This window comes from Bilifractor sp. LCP21S3_A7 (assembly GCF_052118825.1).
Classification (GTDB): domain Bacteria; phylum Bacillota; class Clostridia; order Lachnospirales; family Lachnospiraceae; genus Bilifractor.
Genome location: NZ_JBQKGL010000005.1, coordinates 114,441 through 130,852, shown reverse-complemented (window position 1 = coordinate 130,852; position 16,412 = coordinate 114,441). Strand labels below are relative to the sequence as shown.

13 protein-coding genes are annotated in these 16,412 nt (G+C 53.6%); all 13 read left to right on the top strand.

Annotation, left to right across the window (positions count from 1 at the left end):
- Window positions 1–32 precede the first annotated feature (32 nt).
- The 13 genes from ACTQ1O_RS06200 (at window position 33) to ACTQ1O_RS06140 (ending at window position 16,352) form a co-directional block, all read left to right on the top strand.
- Entirely contained in the window at window positions 33–1,913 is a 1,881-nt protein-coding gene (locus ACTQ1O_RS06200) for an ABC transporter ATP-binding protein (protein ID WP_441486562.1), read from the top strand.
- Between the two features lie 45 nt (window positions 1,914–1,958).
- Window positions 1,959–2,825, top strand: a complete 867-nt coding sequence (locus ACTQ1O_RS06195; RefSeq protein ID WP_441475072.1) for an ECF transporter S component — start codon at window positions 1,959–1,961, stop codon at window positions 2,823–2,825.
- Between the two features lie 32 nt (window positions 2,826–2,857).
- Window positions 2,858–3,694, top strand: a complete 837-nt coding sequence (gene srtB / locus ACTQ1O_RS06190; RefSeq protein ID WP_441486561.1) for a class B sortase — start codon at window positions 2,858–2,860, stop codon at window positions 3,692–3,694.
- Window positions 3,695–3,918: 224 nt separating this feature from the next.
- Window positions 3,919–5,283 carry an adenosylcobinamide amidohydrolase gene (locus tag ACTQ1O_RS06185; protein WP_441486560.1) on the top strand — a complete coding sequence of 455 codons (1,365 nt, stop codon included), beginning with the start codon at window positions 3,919–3,921 and terminating at the stop codon, window positions 5,281–5,283.
- A 30-nt stretch (window positions 5,284–5,313) separates the two neighbouring features.
- Window positions 5,314–5,736: a C40 family peptidase gene (locus ACTQ1O_RS06180; protein ID WP_441486559.1), complete on the top strand. Its 423-nt coding sequence runs from the start codon at window positions 5,314–5,316 to the stop codon at window positions 5,734–5,736.
- A gap of 169 nt (window positions 5,737–5,905) precedes the next feature.
- The gene (locus ACTQ1O_RS06175) at window positions 5,906–6,292 is read left to right on the top strand and encodes an ABC transporter transmembrane domain-containing protein (RefSeq protein WP_441486647.1); all 387 of its coding nucleotides are present in this window, start codon (window positions 5,906–5,908) and stop codon (window positions 6,290–6,292) included.
- A 202-nt stretch (window positions 6,293–6,494) separates the two neighbouring features.
- On the top strand, window positions 6,495–7,574 hold the full coding sequence (locus tag ACTQ1O_RS06170) for an ABC transporter substrate-binding protein (protein WP_441486558.1): 1,080 nt from the start codon (window positions 6,495–6,497) through the stop codon (window positions 7,572–7,574).
- A gap of 558 nt (window positions 7,575–8,132) precedes the next feature.
- Window positions 8,133–9,083 carry an ABC transporter permease gene (locus ACTQ1O_RS06165; protein WP_441486557.1) on the top strand — a complete coding sequence of 317 codons (951 nt, stop codon included), beginning with the start codon at window positions 8,133–8,135 and terminating at the stop codon, window positions 9,081–9,083.
- Window positions 9,084–9,881, top strand: coding sequence for an ABC transporter ATP-binding protein (locus ACTQ1O_RS06160; RefSeq protein ID WP_441098962.1), 798 nt, complete (start codon window positions 9,084–9,086; stop codon window positions 9,879–9,881).
- A gap of 368 nt (window positions 9,882–10,249) precedes the next feature.
- Window positions 10,250–10,708 carry a tRNA adenosine(34) deaminase TadA gene (gene tadA, locus ACTQ1O_RS06155; protein WP_441486646.1) on the top strand — a complete coding sequence of 153 codons (459 nt, stop codon included), beginning with the start codon at window positions 10,250–10,252 and terminating at the stop codon, window positions 10,706–10,708.
- Between the two features lie 131 nt (window positions 10,709–10,839).
- The gene (rpsO, locus tag ACTQ1O_RS06150; protein ID WP_441098961.1) at window positions 10,840–11,106 is read left to right on the top strand and encodes a 30S ribosomal protein S15; all 267 of its coding nucleotides are present in this window, start codon (window positions 10,840–10,842) and stop codon (window positions 11,104–11,106) included.
- A 233-nt stretch (window positions 11,107–11,339) separates the two neighbouring features.
- The gene (locus tag ACTQ1O_RS06145; protein ID WP_441475079.1) at window positions 11,340–13,487 is read left to right on the top strand and encodes a polyribonucleotide nucleotidyltransferase; all 2,148 of its coding nucleotides are present in this window, start codon (window positions 11,340–11,342) and stop codon (window positions 13,485–13,487) included.
- A gap of 357 nt (window positions 13,488–13,844) precedes the next feature.
- Window positions 13,845–16,352: a TIM-barrel domain-containing protein gene (locus ACTQ1O_RS06140; RefSeq protein WP_441486556.1), complete on the top strand. Its 2,508-nt coding sequence runs from the start codon at window positions 13,845–13,847 to the stop codon at window positions 16,350–16,352.
- Window positions 16,353–16,412: the final 60 nt, after the last annotated feature.

Here is a 16,412-nt window from a genome sequence, read left to right as displayed (position 1 = left end):
ATGCTCCGCGGCTGCCTGGGAGAGATTAAGACGTGCATATTTTAGAGGTGGAAGCGTTCAGCTTCCAGTATCCGGAGGCTTCGGCTCCTGCCCTGAAGCAGGTAGACATGACAGTAGAGGAAGGCAGCTTTGTGGTGCTCTGCGGAAAAAGCGGATGCGGAAAGAGCACGCTGCTCCGGCAGTGCAAGAGCGTTCTTGCCCCGCACGGGCAGCGCAGCGGCGCGATACGCTACTGCGGCGTGCCGCTGGATGAGGTTTCCCACCGCACGCAGAGCGCGGAGATCGGCTACGTCCTGCAGAATCCGGACAACCAGATTGTGACGGACAAGGTCTGGCATGAGCTTGCCTTCGGGTTGGAAAGCCTGGGGTGCGACACGCCGACCATCCGTCTGCGGGTGGCGGAGATGGCGTCCTATTTCGGAATCCAGGACTGGTTTATGCGCAATGTGTCGGAGCTCTCCGGCGGGCAGAAGCAGCTGCTGAACCTGGCCTCTGTCATGGCCATGCACCCGCGGCTGCTGATTCTGGACGAGCCGACCAGCCAGCTGGATCCGATTGCCGCCTCGGATTTTCTGGAGACGGTGCGGAAGATCAACCGGGACATCGGAACGACCATTCTGCTTACCGAACACCGGTTGGAGGATGTCATACCGTGGGCGGACAGCCTTCTGGTTATGGACAGCGGGCGCATGATCGCAACGGGAACCCCATCGGAGATCGGACAGCGCCTTCACGATATGGGACACGACATGTTTCTCTCCATGCCCACGCCGATGCAGATTTACGCCGGGGTGACGGCGCGGGAGCAGAAAGCGCATGCACTTCCGTGTCCGCTGACGGTCAGCGAGGGACGCAGATGGATGCAGGAGTTGCTGGGTGCGGAAGCGGTGCGGACAGAACCGCAGCCCTCGGACGCGGCGGGCGCCAAAGAAAGAAATGGGAAACCCCAAAATCCGTCTGCGGGCAGAACAAGCCCGGAAGAGACTTTGGCGGCCTGCGGGGAAAGAGAAAAAGGAGCTTCGGCAGCCGCGGAGATGCCGGAACCTGCGGGCAAACGTAATCCGAAGGATGCCCGCGGCGGGGACATCCCGGCGATCCGGGTCCGGGATGTCTGGTTCCGCTATGACCGCGATCTGCCGGATGTCGTGCGCGGCCTCTCCATGGACGTGCGGCGCGGCGAGATTTTTGCGATTGTCGGCGGCAACGGCACGGGCAAGAGTACGACCATGAATCTGATTGCGCACATTCGTTTTCCCTACCGGGGACGGATCTGGCTGAACGGCCGCGACATCAATAAGTATTCCGATGATGAGCTGTACCACGGTTTTCTGGGAGTGATGCCGCAGAACCCGCAGAGTCTCTTCGTAAAAAAGACGGTGCGGGAGGATCTGTACGAGATGATAGACGGAAAACGGCAGAAAAAATCCTCCGCCTATCCGATTGACATGCCGAAAAAGGAAGCCGTGGAGGGTATCGTCTCGCTGACCATGCTGGAGGATCTGCTGGATCGCCACCCGTATGATCTGTCCGGCGGAGAGCAGCAGCGGCTGGCTCTTGCGAAGGTGCTGCTGCTGCGCCCGCAGATTCTGCTTATGGACGAGCCGACAAAGGGTATCGACAATTACTTCAAGCGGGATCTGGGGCAGATTCTGCGCCGGCTTACCGCCCATGGGGTGACGGTTCTGATGATCTCTCACGATGTGGAGTTCTGCGCTCAGTACGCGGACCGGGTGGGGCTGTTTTTCCAGGGCAATCTTGTCACAAGCAATACGGCCCGCGCCTTTTTTGCGGGGAACAGCTTCTACACGACAGCGGCGAACCGGATGGCCCGTCACTTCTATCCGGACGCGGTCACCGCGGAGGATGTGATCACGGCGATGAACCGCACATTAGCCCAGAGCCGCGGAAGCTGATATGGCGGAAGCCGGACGGAAAAGACTGGAAAGGAGAGACGATTCATGCTGGAGGAAGAAAAGCTTGACCGGTTTCTGGATGCTTTTCTGGAAAACAAGCGCCCGCAGCAGCCGGTAGACACGGATTTCCGCGACAGCGAGGCTGCGGCGCAGCCGGAGGATTCTGTTTTTGCGCAGGCACAGCAGATCCTCGTGGCTCCCTTGCACAAGGGAAAGCTGACAAAGCGCACCATTGTCTCCATTTTTATCATCCTGCTTCTGATACCGCTTACCATCTGGGTCGGCATTAATGTGTTCGGAGACAGAAAATATTTGGTCATCAGTCTGGTGATCCTGGTTTTTTCCATGCTGCCCTTTTTTATGGTGTTCGAGGGAAGAAAGCCGAAGGCGCGGGAGCTGATGATTATCGCGGTGATGACGGCTCTGGCGGTTGCTTCGCGTGCCGTGCTGTTCGCGTTTCCCAGCTTTAAGCCGGTGGAGACCTTTGCCATCCTTACCGGCGTGTGCTTCGGCGCGGAATCCGGTTTTCTGGTCGGATCGCTGACCATGCTCTCCTCCAATATGCTGTTCGGGCAGGGGCCGTGGACGCCCTGGCAGATGTTCTCGGCCGGCATCATCGGCTTTCTGGCCGGGATTCTGTACCAGAAGGGATGGCTGAAGGCCAGCCGCTGGTCTCTGTGCGTCTATGGTTTTCTGACCACGGTTTTTATCTACGGCGGCATTATGAATCCGGCGGCGCTGGTGATGAGCTCTTACGCGATTAACTGGAAGAACCTGCTGGCGATCTATATCTCCGGCGTGCCGGTGGATCTGGTACACGCGCTGGCAAACGTGCTGTGCCTCTGGTTTATCAGTCAGCCGATGCTGGAAAAGCTGGAGCGGATTAAGGTAAAATACGGTCTGATTGAATGAAGGGAAAGGAGTGCAGAAAAGTGCACAGTTGTATGGAACGGATTCGGAAATGGGCGCAGAGCCTGACACAGCGTCAGAAACGTATCATCCTTCGGGTGGTGATGGCCGCGGCGGCTGCGCTGATTGTTTTCGGCGCGGCGCGGATGTTCTGGCTGCAGAAGCAGTATGCGGACGCGGATCGGGAGTATGCAAAGGTACGGGAGCTGGCAGGTGTTACCGATCCGTCGGGGGATAACGACTTGGAGTCTGTCGGTACAGTTTCTTCTTCCTCATCGGGAAGTGCCGCGGCGCTTTTGCCCGGGGAGCTGCCGACGGTCGCGCTGGACAAGCTGCAGAAGGAGAATCCGGACACGGTCGGCTGGCTGTATGCGCCGGCGCTGGGAATCAACTATCCGATCATGCAGGATACGGACAACACGTACTATATTAAGCATACCTTTTCCGGCGGCCGCAATGACAGCGGCAGTATTTTCCTGGACGCGGAGGCAGCGGCGGACTTTTCCGATAAGAATACCTACATCTTCGGGCATAACATGCGGAACGGCTCCATGTTCGGGAGTCTGAAAAAGGTGCGGGAGACCGGGCTGGTATCGGAAAATCCGTATTTCTGGATTTACCGTGAGGACGGCTGGCACATGTACCAGATTTTCTCGTATCATAATGCCAATGCGGACCGGAAGGACATGGCCTTTCAGACGTCATTTGAGAATGATCAGGCGTATCAGCAGTTTCTGACCTACCTGCAGGAGCAGTCGGAGGAGGATCTGCATGTGGCGCTGGATGTGAACGACAAGATTGTCTCGCTGTCCACCTGCACCGGGGATTCCGCCGTGCGGCTTGTTGTGCACGGGAAGCTGGTGGACGTGTAAATCCACCGGCAGGTGAAAAGCGCTTACGCACGGACATAGTGCGCGGAGGTGGAAAAAGAGAATCTGCAGGAAGAAGGCCAGGCAGATTTCATCGGAGGAATGCCCCCGGAACCCCGGAAATATCTGCGGAGGCTCCGGCCGCCAGAAAGCTCGTCGCACCCACATCACAAATCTGAAATTCGGGCTTGACAGGAAGGAAAAGAAAGCGGAGAAGGAGAACAGAGATGGAAAATCTGAGCGGAGAAAAAAACGAAGCGGAAATGACATTCCGAAGGACAAACAGCAGCAGTATCTTTCACTTTAACAGCCCCAGAAAGACACTGTGCACCTCTCCTTTGAACGGAGGCATCCGGGAGGGAATTACCACCCTGATGAACATCAACTGCCAGGGCGACGGCTCCTATGAGGTTGTCATGAAAGAGGACGATTACGGGGAGGAGCTGGCGCGGCAGGTGCGGGAAGAGGGGGAGAATCCGGAAACTACGGTGGCCATGAGCACGGCGGCCTGGATCGAGCTGTCTGCGGAAGCAGAGGAAACCTATGAGGATCTGACCGTGCGCGCCGTGGTGTCCGGGGGAATTGAGCACAACGCGGTCAGTCCGGGAGATCCCACCTGGTATATGGAAAAGAACGGGCAGTATATCCCGGCTCCGGACGGCCGGGAGGACTGTCAGAAACGGATCGGGGGCACATCTGTCCGGAGCATGAGCCGGGAAGAACAGGCAGAGAAAGCAGGAAAAAAAGAACAGGGAGAACAGGCAGAGCAGGCAGGAGAAGAAGACCAGGCAGAACAGGAAGAGAAAGCGGGAAAAGAAGGACAGAAGGAGAAGGCAGAAGCGGACGGGAAGGATCCCGGATTTATCGGAACCATTAATATTATTCTGATGGTAAACCAGCGCATGACGGACGCCGCCATGCTGCGCGCGCTGGTTTTATGCTCGGAGGCGAAGGCGGCGGCGGTTCAGGAGCTGCTTCTGGGATCCTGCTATTCCCATGAAATTGCCACGGGGTCCGGGACAGACGGAACGATCATTGCTGCTCCGATGGAATCAGAATACCTGCTTACCACCGCCTCCGGCCATGTAAAGCTGGGGGAGCTGATTGGAAAGACCGTCAAAAAGGCGGTGAAAGAGGCTCTGGTGAAGCAGTCCTCCGCCTGCCCGGCCAGACAGTTCCAGATTCTCCAGCGAGTCCGGCGATTCGGGCTGAACGTGGGAAGCTTCTGGGATTTCTATGAAAAAAACAGGGAATTGTTTCAGAAGGCCGGCGTCTGTTTCTCCGGCGCGGAGGATCTGGTGACCAGGCTCCAGGCAGTCAACCAGTCCTCCACAGGCGTTATCGTCACCTCTCTCTATGTTCATCTGATGGATCAGTTCCGGTGGGGTCTGGTGATGTACCCGGAGGTCATCCGGGAAGGGAAGCGGCTGCTTCAGCAGAATCTGTACTGCGGGAACGGGAAGTTCCTCTGCGATGTCTTTCCGGAAGCGGTCTTAAATCCGGAGGAAGGAAAGAAATTCAATTCCGTGACACAGTATATGTATTTTCTGATGTTATATATGTGGGTTCTGACAGGAGCAAATTTGCACTGACAGACGGCCGGCGCATCGGATTCATCCGGGGTGTCTGAGACATTTGCAGGCATCCGGCCTGGCAGCTGCAGTACATGCCATCATCCGGGTTTTCCGCGATACTTGCGGGCATCCGGCCTCACCTGCGGACGGAACCTCTGGGGCGGCAATGATATCTACAACGGCTGCGACTGCTCCGGCCTGGTGCAGCAAATCTACGCACGGGTCGGTATTTCCCTTCCCAGGGTAGCGGAAGCGCAGGCGCAGGTCGGAACCAAGATCACACCAGCCTCCGCTCAGCCGGGAGACCTGATCTTCTACGCGGAAAACGGCTATATCTACCATGTGGCCATCTACGCAGGGGAGCGGAAAACAGTAGAAGCTTACGGCACGGATTACGGCATCCTCCCGACAACAGCCTTTTCCGGCCGCCCGGTCTGCTGGTGTACCAATGTCATAGACGAACTGAATTAACGCCGGAACGGCAGAAGGCAGAGAATGAGTATTCACAGAAGCTCGTTCTCTGCTTTTTCTTTTTCTGTTTCTGTCCAAATTCTGTCAGTTTCTGATGAGAAAGCCTGGGATTCTTGTCAGCAAATTGAAATGCAGGCAACTGGATTGTGTTTTTTGAGATGGAGGATAGATTTCTATCATTCTATCTGTTCTGCTTTCTTTTGTGAATCAGATTGTGATTGATCATTTTACAGAACAGCGTAGTTATACGGGTTCCCTGAGCGCTGTATTCCGGGAAAGCTTCCGCTGGATCCCTATGGCGGTTGTATCCTTAATTCTTGTTCAGATGGTACTGGGACTTTTGCGTAATTGGATGCAGATGCGTATGTCGCTCAGGGTCAGCCATCATCTGATGGAAAGGTATTCTGAAAAGATTCATCATGTCCCGCTTCATGATCTGGAAAATTATCAGACGGGAGATTTGATCCGAAGAATTCTGAATGGTATCTTTTTTGGATATCCGGAAATGACTTGGCAAGAAAAGCAAGCCCTGAATGACCTGAAATCGCTGAAATGATGAAAAAAGCAAAGGGAGGAAAATAAGGTGAAAGTTAACAATTATTTTTTATAAGCTTCAGATTGACGGCCACCCCGGTATGTGGTAAATTATCTTTTAAATACTTTAATACAGCAACGTGTAACGCTTTTAAGCGTTAAAGCGTTTTGTATGATCCAGCAAAATCCAGCATCAAAACAGTAATATTTAGGGAGGACAAGAAATGAAATTAAAGAAAATCACATCCGTCTGTCTTTCGGCCGTCATGGCAGGAGCGCTTCTCGCCGGCTGTGGAAGCGGCTCTACAGCTTCTTCTGCGGCATCATCCGCAGATTCTTCCGCTTCGTCCGCGTCCGCTTCAGCGTCGGTAACCGCCGCCTCCGCATCGGCCGCAAAAGCATCCGGAAAATATACGATCGGTATCTGCCAGCTCGTACAGCACCCGGCTCTTGACGCCGCAACAAAGGGCTTCGAAGACGAGCTTAAATCCGAACTCGGAGAAGACAACGTAACCTTTGACGAGCAGAATGCCGCAGGCGACGCCGCAACCGCGACACAGATCTGCACAAATCTTGTATCTGAAAACGTAGATCTGATTCTGGCAAACGCTACCGCCGCTCTTCAGTCTGCAGCTGCAGCGACAAGCACAATCCCGATCCTCGGAACTTCCATAACAGACTACGGCGTTGCGCTTGATATCGACGACTTCAACGGAACGGTCGGCGGCAACATCTCCGGAACATCCGACCTTCCTCCGCTTGATCAGCAGGCGGACATGGTTACCGAGCTTTTCCCAGATGCAAAAAATGTCGGCATCCTGTACTGCTCAGCTGAACCGAACTCCAAATATCAGGCGGATCAGGTGAAGGGCTATCTGGAAGACGCAGGACTCACCGTAAATGTCTACACCTTCTCTGACTCCAACGATGTAGCCTCTGTCACCGGAGAGGCATGCAACAACAGTGATGTTCTCTATATCCCGACCGACAACACAGCGGCTTCCTGCACCGAGGCCATCAACAATGTAGCCCTTCCGGCAAAGGTTCCGATCATTGCAGGTGAAGAGGGTATCATGGCCGGATGCGGCGTTGCCACCCTTTCCATCGATTACTACGGCCTTGGTCAGACGACCGGCAAGATGGCGGCACAGATCCTGAAGGGAGAGGCAGACATCTCCGAGATGCCGATTCAGTACTATGACAACCCTGTGAAAGAGTATAACCCGGACATCTGCGAAAAGCTCGGCATCACTGTACCGGACGGATACACCGCATATAAGGCCGACAGCTCCGACAGCGAATAAAATTCAATGATTTCACGCGCGAAAATCAAACATTTATGACACCAGCTGTCAATGTGTGATATACTATTCAACGTGTTCGTGAAACAGATCCATCAATGTTTCCCCACCAGGGTGTGAAGAGCACATGGTGGGGCTTTTACTGTATAAGCTCTTCGAAAACGCAGACAGGATCGTCGCACGCGAAGCGCGCGTAAGAGACTGGATGCGATTTCGAAGGCAACAGGTATGAGCACGAAGTGACGCATAAGCGGCACGGAAGTGCGAATGTGCGCGGGCAGTGAGCCACATCCGCTCACACAAAGTGTGAAGCGGTGGGGCGAACGCCGCGACAGACCGACGAAGTCGGTCACCTGTAGGATTGCGGGAGTGCGAAGCACGGAGCAATCCGTAGCTTATACAGTATGTAGCACGATGTATCTATAAGCTCTTCGAAAACGCAGACAGGCCGCCTGCCGCGAAACGCGGCACATATAATCCGGACATCCGACAGATCTCCGGACACACCTTCGCCAGAAAAGCAACAACAGAGAAAACGAAAACCAGGAGGAACAATTATCTATGGAGGCATATTTCGCATCGCTGAACCCGATGGATCTGCTGGGCAGATTCCCCTCAGGCATTGCACAGGGCCTTATCTGGGGCATCATGGCTCTCGGCGTCTATATTACTTTCCGTCTGCTCGACATTGCAGACCTTTCCGTCGACGGAACCTTTTCAACCGGTGCAGCTGTAACGGTAATGCTGATCCTCGCGGGCTGGAACCCGTGGGCGGCACTTGTAATAGCTTTTATCGCGGGCCTGATCGCAGGGTCGGTCACCGGCCTCCTTCACACGGTATTCGGAATCCCGGCCATTCTCGCAGGAATTCTGACACAGTACGGTCTGTACTCCATAAACCTCGTAATCATGAAGATGAAGGCCAACCAGGCTGTCAGTGTTGACAAATATAACCTGATCATATCCGGGCGGAATGTACCGAATGCTATTCTGGTAGGCGGCATCTTCGCCATCGCCCTCATAGTCATTCTCTATCTATTCTTCGGAACCGAGCTCGGATCGGCGATCCGCGCAACCGGCTGCAACCAGCAGATGGCAAAGGCACAGGGCATCAACATCAATATCATGAAAGTTCTCGGCCTGGCGATCTCCAACGGAATCGTAGCCGTTGCCGGTGGCCTTGCCGCTCAGTATTCCGGCTTTGCAGATGTCAACAGCGGACGCGGATCCATCGTCATCGGACTTGCAGCTGTCATCATCGGAGAAGTGCTCGGAGAAGCGATCCTCCACAAAAAGCTGAATTTCTTCGGCCGCCTGGTTTTTGTTATTGTCGGCGGCATCATCTACTATCTGGTATACACTCTGGTTCTGTGGCTGAAGATCGACTCGAACCTGATGAAGCTTTTCACCGCCATCATCGTCGCCGTCTTCCTTGCAGTGCCATATCTGAAGGGACAGGCAAAAAGCTCCTTCAGCCGTGCCGGAAAAAACTCGAGATCGGAGGGAAGGTAAATGTTAGAGGTCAAAAACATCAGCAAAACATTTAACCCCGGAACCATAAATGAGAAGAAGGCCCTGAGAGGTGTCAGCCTCACGCTCAATGACGGCGATTTCGTGACCGTTATCGGCGGCAACGGTGCCGGAAAATCCACTCTTCTGAATGCCATTGCCGGTGTATGGCCGGTAGATACCGGATCCATCACGATTGACGGACAGAATGTGACGGGGTTCCCGGATTACAGGCGCGCCAGCCTCATCGGCCGGGTCTTCCAGGATCCCATGACAGGAACTGCCGCAACTATGCAGATTGACGAGAATCTTGCACTGGCCAGACGCCGGGGTGCCAGAAGAGGTCTTCGATGGGGCGTAACCGCCGCGGAAAGAAACGAATACCGCGAACAGCTCAAGATTCTGAACCTCGGCCTCGAAGACAGACTCACAGCTAAGGTCGGTCTCCTGTCAGGCGGCCAGCGGCAGGCACTTACCCTGCTCATGGCAACCCTGCAGAAACCGAAATTGCTGCTTCTCGACGAACACACAGCCGCTCTTGACCCGAAGACAGCCGAGAAGGTTCTCAACGCGACAGAAAAGATTATCAACCGCGATCATCTCACAGCACTGATGATCACCCACAACATGAAGGACGCCATCACCCACGGAAATCGTCTGATCATGATGCACGAGGGAAATATCATCTACGATGTGTCCGGAGAAGAGAAGAAAAATCTGACGGTTTCGCAGCTTCTCGATAAATTCGAGGAGGTATCCGGCAACGAATTCGCAAATGACAAGATGATGCTCGGTATCTGACCACAGAAATTCTGAGAACAAAAGCAGGATAAAGCCGTCAGCCAGGCATATCGAGCGTTAAGCACAGCATATGTTAAGCACAGCATATCCTGCTGACAGGGCACCATATTATGAATGACAAGAAAAGAAAAATCGAAATATCCTCCACGGCAGAACAAAAGGTCTTTCCGGCTGCCGGGGAGGATATTTTCCTCTTAAATAATAATAACAATAATATAGAGACCGACCGGACCGCACTTAAGGAGGACCGGCGCGCGGCAGACCGCGCCGCCAAGCAGGTCAAATGGGAGAAGAGAATGCGTCGGAAAAAGGCACAGGAGGACAGCGCCCGAAAAGAAGAAGAACGAAAAGATGCCGAAATCCGGTCCATGCATGAAAAATACATGAGAGCTGCCCTTGAGGAAGCGCAGAAGGCAGCCGCCCTCAGAGAGGTCCCCATCGGGTGCGTCATTGTAAAGCAAGGCACAATCATCGCCCGCGGATACAACCGGCGCAACACTGACGCGAACACACTGTCTCACGCAGAGCTGAACGCCATCCGGGAGGCCAGCCATGCTCTCGGCGACTGGAGACTCGAGGGCTGCACCCTGTATGTAACTCTTGAGCCCTGCCAGATGTGCGCGGGTGCCATCGTCCAGTCCAGAATCGATGAGGTCGTCATCGGCTGCATGAATCCGAAAGCGGGCTGTGCCGGATCCGTTCTGAACCTCATGCAGGTACCCGCATTTAACCATCAGGTGAAGATTACGCGGGGAATTCTCGAGAAAGAATGCAGTCATCTCATCAGCAGCTTCTTTGAACAGCTCCGCTCCGAGAAATCCGGATAAAGAAAATCATTTACTTTTTCTATACGCTATGCTATATTGAGTGAGCATGAGTTTTAACCTTGATTCAGATCCCGGAAACTCCGACCAGATCTTAATCACAGGCGATTAGAAATATTCAGGAGGAAAATGAAATGATTACAAAAGAACTCAAACAGCAGATTATCAAAGAGTATGCAAGAACAGAGGGCGACACCGGTTCACCTGAGGTACAGGTTGCAATCCTCACCGAGAGAATCAAAGAGCTCACAGAGCATCTGAAGACAAACCACAAGGATCACCATTCCAGACGCGGTCTTCTGAAGATGGTAGGTAAGAGACGTGGACTTCTTGATTACCTCAAGAAGACAGATATCGAGAGATATCGTGCTCTGATCGAGAAGCTGGGACTTCGTAAGTAATCGAATCGCTTTCAGGGCGGGTAGGACTCACCTATCCGCCCTGTTTCCGTGTTTACAAGCAATGAGCCGCAGCCACCGCGAAGCGTGACTCATCTCGTTTTTCGGAAACCGGGACAGATGTTCCGCACAAGGATCCGTCCGTTTTCAAAGAGTAACATCCGGCGCCGCAGCATGGCCTGCACGGTCATGGCGGTTCGGAACAATGGCATTCGCCGAGAAGTAAAGGAGTAAAGATGGAAGAAAACAAGACATTCTCAACCAGACTTGAGAACAACTACAAGACCTATGAAATGGACCTGGCTGGAAGAAAACTTTCCGTAGATATCGGGAGAGTAGGCAAGCAGGCAAACGGATGCGCGTTCATCCATTATGGTGACACCACACTTCTGTGCACCGCAACCGCTTCCAAAGAGCCGCGGGAGGGAATCGATTTTTTCCCGCTTTCCGTTGAATTTGAGGAGAAAATGTACTCGGTCGGCAAATTCCCGGGCGGCTTCAATAAGAGAGAGGGAAAAGCTTCCGAGCATGCCGTACTCACATCCCGTGTTATCGACCGCCCGATGAGGCCTCTTTTCCCGAAGGATTACAGAAACGATGTCACACTGAATAATATGGTGATGTCCGTTGATCCGGAATGTGACCCGGAAGTTGTCGCCATGCTCGGCGCGTCTCTCGCCACATCCATTTCCGATATTCCTTTTGACGGTCCCTGCGCCGCCACACAGATTGGAATGATCAACGGCGAATTTGTCATCAACCCGGGTTATGAGAAGAAGGCAGAATCAACGCTTGCACTGACCGTTGCCTCTACAAGAGAAAAGGTCATCATGATCGAAGCCGGCGCGCAGGAAATTCCGGAGCAGAAGATGATCGAGGCCATTTATCTTGCCGATGAGACAAATAAAAAGGTTATTGCTTTCTTTGATCATATCGTGGCAGAGTGCGGAAAACCAAAACACACCTACGAGAGCTGCGCGGTTCCGGAGGAGCTTTTTGCCGCGATCCGCGAGGAGGTTCCGGATTCTGAGATGGAAGTTGCCGTGTTCACGGATGACAAGCAGACCAGAGAGAACAACATCGCCGCGATCACAGACAGACTGAAAGAGAAATTCGCGGACAACGAAGACTGGCTTGCCCTTCTGCCCGATGCTATCTACCAGTATCAGAAGAAGACTGTCCGCCGCATGATTCTGAAGGAGCATAAGAGACCGGACGGACGCCAGATCCGCCAGATCCGTCCTCTGGCAGCCGAGGTGGATGTCATCCCCCGTGTACACGGCTCCGCGATGTTCACCCGCGGACAGACACAGATCTGCGACGTTGTGACTCTCGCTCCTCTTTCCGAGGCGCAGAAGGTAGAGGGACTTGATCCCTATATCACAAAGAAGCGCTACATGCATCAGTACAACTTCCCGAGCTACTCTGTCGGTGAGACAAAGCCGTCCAGAGGACCGGGGCGCCGCGAAATCGGTCATGGCGCTCTTGCAGAGAGAGCTCTCCTTCCGGTTATGCCTTCGGAAGAGGAATTCCCATACGCAATCCGTGCCGTATCCGAGACCTTTGAGTCTAACGGTTCCACCTCACAGGCTTCCGTCTGTGCTTCTTCCATGGCACTGATGGCTGCCGGCGTGCCGATTAAGAAGCCGGTTGCCGGAATTTCCTGCGGTCTTGTTACCGGAGATACCGACGACGATTATATCGTGCTCACAGACATTCAGGGTCTTGAAGACTTCTTCGGAGACATGGACTTCAAGGTTGCCGGAACACATGACGGCATCACCGCAATCCAGATGGATATCAAGATCCACGGCCTTACCCGTCAGATCGTGGAGGAAGCCATTTCCAGATGCAAGGAAGCCAGAGAGTATATTCTGACCGAGGTAATGGAGAAGGCAATCGCCGGACCGCGTCCAACCGTCAACGAGTACGCGCCGAAGATCGAGCAGATCAAGATTGATCCTGACAAGATCGGTGATGTTGTCGGCAAACAGGGAAAGAATATCAATGAGATCATCGCCCGCACGGGTGTAAAGATCGATATCGACGAAGACGGATCCGTCTCCATCTGCGGAACGGACCGCGCGAAGATGGATGAGGCCGAGAAATACATCGAGGTCATCACCACAGATTTCGAAAAGGATCAGGTTCTGAAAGGAAAGGTTATCAGCATCAAGGAGTTCGGTGCTTTCCTTGAGTTTGCTCCCGGCAAGGAGGGAATGGTTCACATTTCCAAGATTGCAAAGCAGCGTATCAATCACGTGGAGGATGTCCTCACCCTCGGCGATGTTGTAAAAGTTGTCTGCCTTGGAAAGGATCGCATGGGAAGGCTGAGCTTCTCCATCAAGGACTGCCCGAAAGACGCAAAGGCGATCAACGAATAATCAGCAGTATACATATTTATATGGGGAATCCCCTGCCATACACCAGAAGGTATGGCAGGGGATTTTTATGTTCATGCCCCGTCGTCGGGACGCCACGATGTGTATAAGCCAACGTGTCACTTATGTTCTTGGCCCACTTGTGAGCAAGCTCCCCGTGGGCCAAGAACATTGCGGCTGGACTTCTACAGAAAAAAAGTACATAAAACGGACAAACCGGTGCATGGCAGTTTTTGGTACTTTTTTATAAAATGTAGTTGTAATTCGATCACGGAGCAATCCGAAGCTTATACAATAGGTGGAGCCCCGCCTGCGGGGCATGGACATTTATGAACAAGATATGGAAAGAGAAAATCCAGAATGAAGATACAAGATTGTCAGAAAATCAGCGATAACAAGATCCGGATCCGGACAGACCGGGGACTGCTTCTCGTCTCTGCAGAGGCGGAAAATATTATAAGCTGCGTCTATACCGGAAGAGAGCAGGAAGCTTCCGTGTCTCCTCTTCAGATCAGGCACAACGAGTCCGCATGTCCGCTCGCGCTGGAGGTGCTGGATGGGGGTCTGCAAATTTCCACAAGCCTTCTCACACTCCGGATCAGGCAGGCAGACGGCTGTTTTGTCTGGATTCGAAGAAAAGATGGTTTTCAATTACTGGAAGAGGGAGAGAAAGAACTTACCGGGATTCCTGTCATGAAATACTCCACCTGTGGAGAGAAACCCGTCATCCGCAGAGTGAAAACAGTAGACGGTGAAAGAAATTTTGTTGAAAATCTGAGAGAGGTTGAAGACCACAGAGCATATCGGGCGAAGCTTTCCTTCCGATTCCAACCCGGAGAGCAGATCCACGGACTCGGACAGGGGGAAGAGGGCATCTACAACTACAGAGGCCACACCCAGTACCTCTACCAGCACAATATGCGCATTCCGGTTCCTTTCCTGATCTCGGACAGAGGCTACGGTATCCTCGCGGACTGCGGAAGCCTCATGACCTTTAACGACGATGAGCGTGGCTCCTATCTCTTCTGCGACACTGTGGAACAGCTGGACTATTATTTTATCTCCGGGGACTCTGCGGATGCACTCATCGATGGATTCCGGCAACTGACGGGAAAGGCGGCGATGCTCCCGAAGTGGGCCTTCGGATACATCCAGTCCAGGGAAAAGTATTCCACGCAGGATGAACTCGTGGAAGTCGCCGAAAAATACCGCCGGATCGGTGTCGGTCTCGACTGCGTCGTGCAGGACTGGAAGACCTGGCCGGCAGACGACTGGGGATGCAAGATTCTGGACAAAACACGCTATCCGGATATCCGGTCGGCAATCGACAGAATTCATGAGCTTCATGTCCACACCATGGTGTCTGTCTGGCCAAATATGAATTACGGAACGAAAGATTATTGCGAGATGTCCGACGCGGGCTTCCTTCTCAATGACCTGGCGACCTATGACGCTTTTGACGAAAAAGCCAGAGAGCTGTACTGGAAGCAGTGCAGCCGTGAGCTTTTCTCCGGTGGCTTTGATTCCTGGTGGTGCGACTCCACAGAGCCCTTTTCCGGTCCGGACTGGAACGGAGAGTATGAGCGGGAACCCTGGGAACGGTTTCTTCTTGTCGGCGGAGAGCACAAGAAATTCCTCGGCGCAGACCGGGCTAATCTCTATGCTCTCGCCCATGCCAGAGGCATTTTTGAAAACCAGAGAAAGGCGGATCCGAACCGCAGAGTCTTGAACCTCACCCGCTCCGGATATGCCGGAAGCCAGAAATACGGAACGGTTCTCTGGTCCGGCGACATCTCCGCAAGATGGGATGTGCTGAAAAAGCAGCTCCCCGAGGCGCTCAACATGGCGATGAGCGGCATGCCTTACTGGACCTTCGACATCGGAGGATTTTTCGTCGTACATGAAAACTGGGCTGCACGCGGCTGTGAGTGCAGCGGGGATCCTTCAATGAAATGGTTCTGGCGCGGCGACTACGAAAACGGGCTCAAGGACCCGGGCTACAGGGAACTGTATGTCCGCTGGTTTGAATTCGGCTCCTTCCTCCCGATGTTCCGCTCCCATGGAACCGATGTGCCGCGTGAAATCTGGAACTTCGGAAAGCCCGGCGATCCTTTTTACGATGCACTGGAAAAAACGATCCGCACAAGATATCGCCTCATGCCCTATATTTATTCCATGGCAGGCGCGGTCGTACAGCAGAACAGCACCATGGTCCGGAGCCTGCTCTTTGATTTTCCCGATGACAGCAAGGCAGCTTCGCTTGATTCCGAGTACATGTTCGGGGAAAGCCTGCTGATTTGTCCGATAACCGATCCCATGTATTACGGCAGAGGCGGCGAACAGCTCAACGCCCCGAAAACCTGGACGGTCTACCTGCCGGAGGGAACCGGATGGTATGACTTCTACACGGACAACTATTATGAAGGCGGACAGACACTGACGCTCACAGTTTCTCTGGATCACATTCCTGTGTTTGTGCGGGCAGGAAGCATCCTGCCGATGGAGTCCGGCCTCACCTATGCAGAGGAAGTGCCCGACACCCCCTTTGAATTTCATCTGTACCCGCTTCGCCATCCGCGACAGAAAGCCCTCTCCTTGCACCGGATTCTGTACTACGAGGATGACGGCGACGGATATGGTTATGAAAGCGGAGCATTCCAGCAGATTCCCGTTATCTGGGATGAAAAAGATAATCTCTTTTCTATCGGTTCGTCGCCCTTCCGCTTCAGGGGAGGTATCGCCGGCAGGGATATCCGCCTCGTATTTGCCGGCGGTGGAGAGCAGCTCTTCCGTTACCGGGGTGAAGAGCACACCGAACATCTTTCATCTTCTTGCCGGTCACTGAGCCACATACCGGAGAAAGAATAACATACGAAAGGAAGCACACAAATAATCAGGCGTGGAACAACACCCTCGAATAATCGATTG

Coding starts and splice junctions, on each gene's coding strand:
- ACTQ1O_RS06145 (WP_441475079.1), top strand. CDS start 11,340: ATGGAAGAAAACAAGACATTCTCAACCAGACTTGAGAACAACTACAAG.
- ACTQ1O_RS06140 (WP_441486556.1), top strand. CDS start 13,845: ATGAAGATACAAGATTGTCAGAAAATCAGCGATAACAAGATCCGGATC.
- ACTQ1O_RS06165 (WP_441486557.1), top strand. CDS start 8,133: ATGGAGGCATATTTCGCATCGCTGAACCCGATGGATCTGCTGGGCAGA.
- tadA (WP_441486646.1), top strand. CDS start 10,250: ATGCATGAAAAATACATGAGAGCTGCCCTTGAGGAAGCGCAGAAGGCA.
- ACTQ1O_RS06185 (WP_441486560.1), top strand. CDS start 3,919: ATGGAAAATCTGAGCGGAGAAAAAAACGAAGCGGAAATGACATTCCGA.
- srtB (WP_441486561.1), top strand. CDS start 2,858: ATGGAACGGATTCGGAAATGGGCGCAGAGCCTGACACAGCGTCAGAAA.
- ACTQ1O_RS06160 (WP_441098962.1), top strand. CDS start 9,084: ATGTTAGAGGTCAAAAACATCAGCAAAACATTTAACCCCGGAACCATA.
- ACTQ1O_RS06170 (WP_441486558.1), top strand. CDS start 6,495: ATGAAATTAAAGAAAATCACATCCGTCTGTCTTTCGGCCGTCATGGCA.
- ACTQ1O_RS06195 (WP_441475072.1), top strand. CDS start 1,959: ATGCTGGAGGAAGAAAAGCTTGACCGGTTTCTGGATGCTTTTCTGGAA.
- rpsO (WP_441098961.1), top strand. CDS start 10,840: ATGATTACAAAAGAACTCAAACAGCAGATTATCAAAGAGTATGCAAGA.